The organism is Mycobacterium sp., assembly GCF_044342925.1.
Lineage (GTDB): Bacteria > Actinomycetota > Actinomycetes > Mycobacteriales > Mycobacteriaceae > Mycobacterium.
On record NZ_JBIIOV010000149.1, the window covers coordinates 1 to 8,182 of the forward strand.

The window sequence follows — 8,182 nt, forward strand, 5'->3', positions numbered from 1 at the left end:
CAGCGCTCCCTTGAGCGCCTCCTCGATGCCGGCCGTGGTCCACGACTCGACGCCGTCCAGAGCGGCGCACGCGGCGTCGAGCACCTCAACGGCGTCCGGCTTGAGTTCCTTGGCTCCGGCGACCGGGTCGATCGCGAAGCCGGCCTCGTCGAGGAACTTCAGCAGGTTCCAGCCGTCGGCGAGCACCACGACCCGGGTCTGCACCAGTTCGGCCGCGGTGGCGAAACCGGCCTCGTCCAGTCCGGTGTCGTGGCCGTGGGCGTCCAAGTAGACCCGCAGCCGGCGGGCGAAGTCCGCCGGGTCCAGGCGGCGAATGTGCTCGGCGTTGATGGCGTCGGCCTTCTTCTGGTCGAACCGGGCCGGATTGGAGTTGACGTCGACCACATCGAAGGCGCCGGTCATCTCATCGAGGGTGAACACGTCACGATCTTCGGCGATACCCCATCCCAGCAGTGCCAGGTAGTTCAGCAATCCCTCGGGGATGAAGCCCCGGTTTCGATGCAGAAACAGATCCGACTGTGGGTCGCGCTTGGACAGCTTCTTGGTGCCCTCCCCCAGAACCGTTGGCAGATGCGCGTATTCGGGAACCAGCTCCCCCACGCCGATGCGGATCAGCGCGCGGTGCAAGGCGATCTGGCGGGGGGTCGACGGCAGCAGGTCCTCGCCGCGCAGCACGTGAGTGATCTTCATCAGCGCGTCGTCGACGGGGTTGACCAGGGTATAGAGCGGCTCTCCGGTGGCGCGGGTCAGTGCGAAGTCGGGCACCACACCCGCGGCGAACGTCGTCTCGCCACGCACCAGGTCGTGCCAGCTGATGTCCTCGTCGGGCATCCGAAGGCGCAGCACGGGCTTGCGGCCTTCGGCTTCGTAGGCGGCGCGTTGCTCGTCGGTCAGATCGCGGTCAAAGTTGTCGTAGCCCAGTTTCGGGCTTCGCCCGGCGGCCAGGTGCCGGGCCTCCACCTCCTCGGGAGTGGAATAGGCCGGGTAGGCCTCACCGGACTCCCGCAGCTTGGCGATGACGTCGCGGTAGAGATCGCCGCGCTGGGACTGCCGGTACGGCTCGTGCGGGCCGCCCACCTCCGGGCCCTCGTCCCAGTCCAGGCCCAGCCACCGCAGCGCCTCCAGGAGGGCGTTGTAGCTCTCCTCGGAATCCCGCGCGGCGTCGGTGTCCTCGATGCGGAAGACGAACGTGCCGCCGGTGTGCCGGGCGTAGGCCCAGTTGAACAGCGCCGTGCGGACCAGGCCGACATGCGGGGTGCCAGTCGGCGACGGGCAGAACCGCACGCGCACGGGCTGAGTCATTTGGCGCCTTTCCGGATGACGGGGTTGGTGAGGGTGCCGATGCCCTCAATGGTGACGCTGACGGTGTCGCCATCTTCGATCGGCCCGACCCCCTCCGGGGTGCCGGTCAGAATCAGGTCGCCCGGCAGCAGCGTCATGACCGCGGACATCCATTCGATGATGGCGCCGATGTCGTGGATCATCAGCGACGTCCGGCTGCGTTGGCGCACAGAGCCGTTGACCTCGGTGCGGATCTCCAGATCGGAGGGGTCGAGGTCGGTGACGATCCACGGGCCGACCGGGCAGAAGGTGTCGTGGCCTTTGGCCCGCATCCACTGGCCGTCGGCCTGCTGCTGATCGCGCGCCGAGACGTCGTTGGCGATGGTGTAGCCCAGGATGACGTCGGCGGCCTTCGCGGCAGGCACGTCCTTGCAGGGCCGGCCGATCACCGCCGCAAGCTCTCCCTCGTGATGCACCGGGGAAGCGTTGGCGGGCAATTGAATAGGAACGCCCGGCCCGATGATGGAGGTATTGGGCTTGAGGAAGATCACCGGGTCCTCGGGCGCCGGACCGGTCATGTCGGCCATTTCCTCGATGTGCGCGGCGTAGTTCTTGCCCATGCACACCACCTTGCTCGCCAGGATGGGCGCGAGCAGACGGACATCGCCCAGCGGCCAGGACCGGCCGGTGAAGGTCGGCGTGCCGAAGGGGTGCTCGGCGATCTCGCGGGCGGTCGCAGTGTTCCCGTCGCCATCGATGCTGACGAAAGCCACCCCGTCGGGGCTGGCGATACGACCCAGGCGCATGTCGAGACAGCCTAATGGTGTGACGATGCAGGGCCCCCCGGGCCCTGAGGAGGAACACCACCACCAGACCCCATGGTGTGACGATGCAGGGCCCCCCGGGCCCTGAGGAGGAGCCGCGCAGGCGATCATGGGCGTCGTGGGCGTCGCAACGATCAGCACCGTGCGCCGCTGGTCGATGCTGTCGGGGCGGCGGCCGCGATGGCGGCGCTGGCCGTCACCGACGCACTCGACTCGCCGTGGAGCGTCGCCGTGATGGTCGTGGCCTCGGTGGTGACCGTCAGCGACAATGGACTGGCCTATATGGCGACCGCCGAGATCGCCGGACCGTTCTGGAGCGGCCGCGCGCTGGGCACCCAGAACACCAGCCAGTTCCTGACGGCCGGCCTGACGCCCCCGCTGATGGGTGCGCTGATCGGCGCCGCCGGTTACCCGGCAGCGTTCGCGGTCTGTGCGCTATTTCCGGTGCTGGCCATCCCGCTGGTGCCGCGGGACAAGCCGGCATCGTCACACCACTAGAGCCGGTCGCGGATGCGCGCGCCCACCGCGGCGGTGGACAACGCGGCTCCGCCGCGGGTGGCCAGATGGTCGGCGACGGCCTTGTCGACCCGGGCTGCCGCCGCATCCTCCCCCCGGTGCGACAGCAGCAGCGCCACGCTCATCACCGCGGCGGTCGGGTCGGCGATACCCTTGCCCGCAATGTCGGGCGCACTGCCGTGCACCGGTTCGAACATCGAGGGGTTGGTTCCAGTGGCGTCGATGTTGCCGCTGGCGGCCAGGCCGATTCCGCCGGACACCGCCGCGGCGAGGTCGGTGATGATGTCGCCGAACAGGTTGTCGGTGACGATGACGTCGAAGCGGCCCGGATCGGTGACCATGTGGATGGTCGCGGCGTCGATGTGCTGGTAGGCGACCTCGACGTCCGGGTACTCCTTACCCACCTCGGCGACCACCCGGGACCACAGGTTGCCGGCGAAGGTCAGCACGTTGGTCTTGTGCACCAGCGTTAAGTGCTTGCGGCGCTTGGCCGCCCGGGCGAACGCGTCACGCACCACACGCTCGATCCCGAACGCGGTGTTGAGGCTGACCTCGGTGGCCACTTCGTGCGGGGTGCCGGTGCGGATCGAACCGCCGGTGCCGGTGTAGGGCCCTTCGGTGCCTTCGCGGACCACCACGAAATCGATCTCGGGTGTGCCGGCCAGCGGGCTGTTCACCCCGTCGTAGAGCCGGCTGGGCCGCAGGTTGACGTGATGGTCGAGTGCGAAGCGAATCGTGAGCAGTAGACCGCGTTCCAGCACACCGCTGGGCACCGACGGGTCACCGATGGCGCCGAGCAGGATCGCGTCGTGGCTGCGCAGTTCGTCGACGACGGTGGGCGGCAGGACTTCTCCGGTGGCGTGGTAGCGCCGGGCACCCAGGTCGTATTCGGTCTTCTCGACTCCGGGCAGCACCGCGTCGAGAACCGTCAGTGCCTCACCGATCACCTCCGGGCCGATGCCATCGCCCGGAATCACAGCTAGTTTCACCGGCGCCGCTCCTCCTCATCGCTTCGCTCTGCATCGTCGCCGGCGCGTTTCACCGGCGCCGCGCGTCTGGTCACGACAGGTCGACCACTTCCACCGTGCTGGCGTCGAGGGCAGCGCGGATCGCCTCTCGCACATCGGCCGGCACGTCGCGGTCCAGGCGCAGCATCACCGTCGCACCGCCGCCCGAAGTGTCCTGACTCATCTGGGCCGCTTCGATATTGACGCCAGCCTCGCCGAGCAGGGTGCCGATCTTGCCCAGTGCCCCAGGCTTGTCGCCGTAGTGCAGGATCAGGTTCACACCCTCGGCCCGCAGGTCGAAACTGCGGCCGTTGATCGCGACGATCTTCTGCACTTCCTGCGGTCCGGTCAGCGTGCCCGACACGTTGACCGCCGACCCGTCCGGCCCGACCACCCGCACGTCGACCAGGCTGCGGTGGTTGGGGCTTTCACTGGCGGTGCTCAGGTCGGCGGCCAGGCCGCGGTCGGCGGCCAGCGCCGGCGCGTTGACGAACGTCACCTGCTGATCGGTCATGGTGGAGAACAGCCCGCGCAGAGCGGAAAGTTTGAGCACACCGACATCATCGGACGCCAGCTCACCGGACACCTTGACCGACAGGCTTTCCGGCGGCTCGGTGGCCAGGACACCGACCAGCACGCCGAGCTTGCGGACTAGTTCCAGCCACGGCGCGACGTCCTCGCTGACAGCACCGCCGGCGACGTTGACCGCGTCGGGCACGAATTCCCCGGCCAGCGCGAGCTTCACGCTGGCGGCGACGTCGGTGCCGGCGCGGTCCTGGGCCTCGCTGGTCGACGCGCCGAGGTGCGGGGTCACCACCACCTGCGGCAGGTCGAACAGCGGGCTGTCGGTGCAGGGCTCGGCGCCGAATACGTCCAGGCCGGCGGCCCGCACATGGCCGCTCTTGACGGCGTCGGCGAGCGCGTCCTCGTTGATCAGCCCGCCGCGGGCGGCGTTGACGATGATCACACCGGGCTTGGTTTTGGCAAGCGCCTCCTTACCCAGCAGCCCCGCGGTCTCCTTGGTCTTGGGCAGGTGCACGGAGATGAAGTCGGCACGGGCCAGCACGTCGTCGAGGGGCAGCAGCTCAATGCCCATCTGAGCGGCCCGAGCCGGCGGCACGTAGGGGTCGTAGGCCACGACGTGGGTGCCGAACGCGGCCAGCCGCTGGGCCACCAACTGGCCGATGCGGCCCAAACCCACCACGCCGACGGTCTTGCCGAAGATCTCGGTGCCGTTGAACGACGAACGCTTCCAGGTGTGCTCGCGAAGGGTGGCGTCCGCGGCGGGGATCTGGCGCGCCGCCGACAGCAGCAGCGCGCACGCGTGCTCGGCGGCACTGTGAATATTGGAGGTGGGCGCATTGACCACCAGCACACCGGCGGCGGTGGCGGCGTCGACGTCGACGTTGTCAAGGCCGACGCCAGCGCGGGCAACGATCTTCAGCTTGGGCGCCGCAGCAATCACCTCGGCGTCCACTGTCGTTGCCGAGCGGACCAGCAGCGCGTCGGCGCCGACCACGGCTTCGAGCAGCTTGGGCCGGTCCGGGCCGTCGACCCATCGGACCTCCACCTGGTCGCCGAGGGCGGCCACGGTCGACTCGGCAAGTTTGTCGGCAATCAGCACTACTGGCTTTTGGGAGGGCAGGCTCACGCGGACAGCGTAATGGGACGGGATAGAGCGCCGGAGATCGGGAAGAGTAGAGGCGGGGAACCGGAAGGAGAGTGGGCATGGACGTCACCGTCGTCGGCAGCGGCCCCAATGGCCTGGCAGCCGCGGTGTTGTGCGCCCGCGCCGGCTTGAAGGTGCAGGTTCTGGAGGCTCAGAGCACCCTGGGCGGGGGCTCGCGCACCCTGCCTGACCCGGAGTTCCCCAGTGTCTGTCACGACATCTGTTCGGCGATCCACCCGCTGGCGCTGGCTTCACCGTTCTTCGCCGAGTTCGATCTGCGCTCGCGCGGTGTGGGTCTGGTGGCCCCGCAGATCTCCTACGCCAACCCGCTGCCGGGCAAGCCGGCCGCGCTGGCCTATCGGGATCTGGAGCGCACCTGCGCCGGATTGCGCCACGGCGGTGACTGGCGGCACCTGCTCGGTCCGCTGGCCGCCCGGGGCGACGAGGTGGTGGGTTTCCTGATCGGCGACAAGCGCTCCTTGCCGCCGGATATCCCGGCGGCAGCGCTACTGGCCCAGCGGATGCTGGAGCAGGGCACCCCGGCGTGGAATCTGCTGCGCGGTGAGGATGCGCGGGCGTTGTTCACCGGTGCGGCCGCCCACACGATCGCGAGGATGCCGTCACTGGTGGCGGCGGGCGCGGGCCTGCTGCTGGCGACCCTGGCGCACACCACGGGTTGGCCGGTGCCGGTCGGGGGCAGTCAGGCCATCGCCGACGCCCTGATCGAGGACCTGCGCGCGCACGGCGGGACGGTGCAGGCCGGGGTTGACGTCACCGCTGCGCCGCCGGGGGTGGTGCTCTACGACACCGCGCCGACCGCGCTGCTGGACATCTACGGCTCGGCGCTGCCCGACCGGTACCGCCGTGCACTGCAGCAGTACCGATATGGCCCCGGTGTGGCCAAGGTGGATTTCGTTCTTTCCGAGGACATTCCATGGGCCGATGAACGGCTGGCCTCGGCTCCGACGTTGCACCTCGGCGGAACCCGGGCGCAGATGACGCACGCCGAACGGGAGGTGGCCGACGGCCGCCACGCGCAGTGGCCGATGGTGCTGGCCGCGCAGTCGTGGGTCGCCGACCCGAGTCGCATCGACGCCCGGGGCCGACGGCCGTTCTGGACCTACGCCCACGTGCCGGCCGGATCGAGCGTGGACCAGGCCGACGTGATCACCGCGGTGCTGGAACGATTCGCGCCCGGCTTCTCCGACATCGTCGTCGCCACCCGCAGTGTCCCGGCGTCGGATCTGCACCTGCACGACGCGAACTACGTCGGCGGCGACATCGGCGTCGGCGGCAACTCGGTCATCCGCGCCCTGCTCGGCCCCACCCCACGGGTGAACCCATGGGCCACCCCGATTCCGCACGCGTACCTGTGCTCGTCGGCCACCCCACCAGGCGGCGGAGTGCACGGCATGAGCGGCTTCTACGCGGCCCGAACCGTGCTGGACCGGGAATTCGGCCTACCGGTTCCAGCCCTGCGTCCCTGAGTTCTTGTCGACGACACGGGAATCGTTGCTGCCATTAGTGTTTCGTGACAATTTCGGGGTGTGATGGATCTAACACCGACATTGCACCGCACTTAGAGCCCGGAATTTTTTTGGCGCCAAGTGGTCCGACATGACCGGATTTCGACATCCTGACGTTAGCTGCGGTTATGCTTCCAGGGTTCGCTCCCCAGCCCCGAGGAGTTCCAGTGGTCAACGACAGCAACCGGGAAATCGGTACCGTGCTCTCGTACATCCTCGGTCGTCAGCTTCGCACCGGTGAGATCGTCAACGCGCTGGGTGTGTCCCGGTCGGCCTATTACCTCGCACGCGACGAGGGCCGGCTTACCAACGCCAACAACCTGATCCGACTGGCGAAGGCCTTCGGTATCAATCCCGTCGACCTCCTGGTCCGGTACGGCATGATCAGCCGTGAATCGGTGCTCGACTACGCCATGGACGCGGCAAACGCCGACCACCTGCGGGCGGCGGAAGCCGCCGAGCGCCAGTCGCGGCCCATGCGGGCGCCGCAGCGGGTGCAGGCAGTCGCCCGCTGACGCTGCGGGCGGCCCGCCCCCGGCTCAGGCTGTCTCGGTGATGGGCCGGTCGACCCAGCTCATCAGCTTGCGTAGCTTGGCGCCGGTGACCTCGATAGGGTGTTCGGCGTTCTTCTTGCGCAGGCCCTCTAGCTCGGAGTTGCCACCCTCGACATTGGCGACGAGGCGCTTGACGAAGGTGCCGTCCTGGATCTCCTTGAGAATCTGCTCCATGCGCTTCTTGGTGTCGGCATCGATGACGCGCGGGCCGGACAGGTAGCCGCCGAACTCTGCGGTGTCGGACACCGAGTAGTTCATCCGGGCGATGCCGCCCTCGTACATCAGGTCGACGATGAGCTTCAGCTCGTGCAGCACCTCGAAGTAGGCCAATTCCGGGGCGTACCCGGCCTCGACCATGACCTCGAAACCGGTCTTGACCAATTCCTCGGTGCCACCGCACAGCACGGCCTGCTCGCCGAAGAGGTCGGTCTCGGTCTCGTCCTTGAAGGTGGTCTTGATGACGCCGGCGCGGGCGCCGCCGATGGCCTTGGCGTAAGAGAGAGCCAGGGCCAAGCCATTACCGGTCGGGTCCTGCTCGATGGCGACCAGGCAGGGCACGCCCTTGCCGTCGACGAACTGCCGGCGCACCAGGTGGCCGGGGCCCTTGGGGGCGACCATGCCGATGGTGACGTCGGACGGCGGCTTGATCAGACCGAAGTGGATATTCAGGCCGTGGCCAAAGAACAGCGCGTCGCCGGCGTTGAGGTTGGGCTCGATGTCGGACTTGAAGATCTCGGCCTGTGCGGTGTCGGGCGCTAGCAGCATGATCACGTCGGCCCACTTGGCGACCTCGGCCGGGGTGTCG

The 8,182-nt window shown here is 68.5% G+C and carries 7 protein-coding genes and 1 pseudogene; 3 read left to right on the forward strand and 5 right to left on the reverse strand.

What is annotated here, in order from left to right; genetic code table 11:
* Window positions 1-1,302, reverse strand: a 1,302-nt coding sequence (gene gltX / locus ADBZ6I_RS13995) for a glutamate--tRNA ligase (RefSeq protein WP_526384833.1), incomplete at its 3' end; no start/stop codon positions are given.
* The gene (locus ADBZ6I_RS14000; RefSeq protein ID WP_526384835.1) at window positions 1,299-2,087 is read right to left on the reverse strand and encodes a fumarylacetoacetate hydrolase family protein; all 789 of its coding nucleotides are present in this window, start codon (window positions 2,085-2,087) and stop codon (window positions 1,299-1,301) included. The genes ADBZ6I_RS14000 and gltX, both read right to left, overlap by 4 nt.
* A gap of 177 nt (window positions 2,088-2,264) precedes the next feature.
* Here ADBZ6I_RS14000 and ADBZ6I_RS14005 point away from each other — a divergent pair.
* Window positions 2,265-2,603: pseudogene (locus ADBZ6I_RS14005) on the forward strand (MFS transporter); the annotation flags it as partial.
* On the opposite strand, the gene ADBZ6I_RS14010 reads toward ADBZ6I_RS14005, so the two are convergent.
* Both ADBZ6I_RS14010 and serA read right to left on the reverse strand, forming a co-directional pair.
* A complete protein-coding gene (locus ADBZ6I_RS14010; protein WP_526384837.1) occupies window positions 2,600-3,610 on the reverse strand; it encodes a 3-isopropylmalate dehydrogenase in 1,011 nt (336 codons plus the stop codon). The pseudogene ADBZ6I_RS14005 and the gene ADBZ6I_RS14010 sit on opposite strands and share 4 nt — an antisense overlap.
* 70 nt (window positions 3,611-3,680) lie before the next feature.
* On the reverse strand, window positions 3,681-5,273 hold the full coding sequence (gene serA / locus ADBZ6I_RS14015; RefSeq protein WP_526384845.1) for a phosphoglycerate dehydrogenase: 1,593 nt from the start codon (window positions 5,271-5,273) through the stop codon (window positions 3,681-3,683).
* An 83-nt stretch (window positions 5,274-5,356) separates the two neighbouring features.
* Here serA and ADBZ6I_RS14020 point away from each other — a divergent pair, with 83 nt between their 5' ends.
* Together ADBZ6I_RS14020 and ADBZ6I_RS14025 are read left to right on the forward strand one after the other, a co-directional pair.
* Window positions 5,357-6,784 carry a phytoene desaturase family protein gene (locus tag ADBZ6I_RS14020; protein WP_526384839.1) on the forward strand — a complete coding sequence of 476 codons (1,428 nt, stop codon included), beginning with the start codon at window positions 5,357-5,359 and terminating at the stop codon, window positions 6,782-6,784.
* Window positions 6,785-6,990: 206 nt separating this feature from the next.
* Window positions 6,991-7,338, forward strand: coding sequence for a hypothetical protein (locus tag ADBZ6I_RS14025; protein ID WP_526384841.1), 348 nt, complete (start codon window positions 6,991-6,993; stop codon window positions 7,336-7,338).
* A 24-nt stretch (window positions 7,339-7,362) separates the two neighbouring features.
* On the opposite strand, the gene ilvC is transcribed toward ADBZ6I_RS14025, so the two are convergent.
* A partial coding sequence (ilvC, locus tag ADBZ6I_RS14030; protein ID WP_526384843.1) for a ketol-acid reductoisomerase occupies window positions 7,363-8,182 on the reverse strand: 820 nt, incomplete at its 5' end.

What these genes read in the sequence shown, in the direction of transcription:
- ADBZ6I_RS14020 (WP_526384839.1), top strand. Translation starts at nt 5,357, where the DNA reads ATGGACGTCACCGTCGTCGGCAGCGGCCCCAATGGCCTGGCAGCCGCG.
- ADBZ6I_RS14000 (WP_526384835.1), bottom strand. Translation starts at nt 2,087, where the DNA reads ATGCGCCTGGGTCGTATCGCCAGCCCCGACGGGGTGGCTTTCGTCAGC.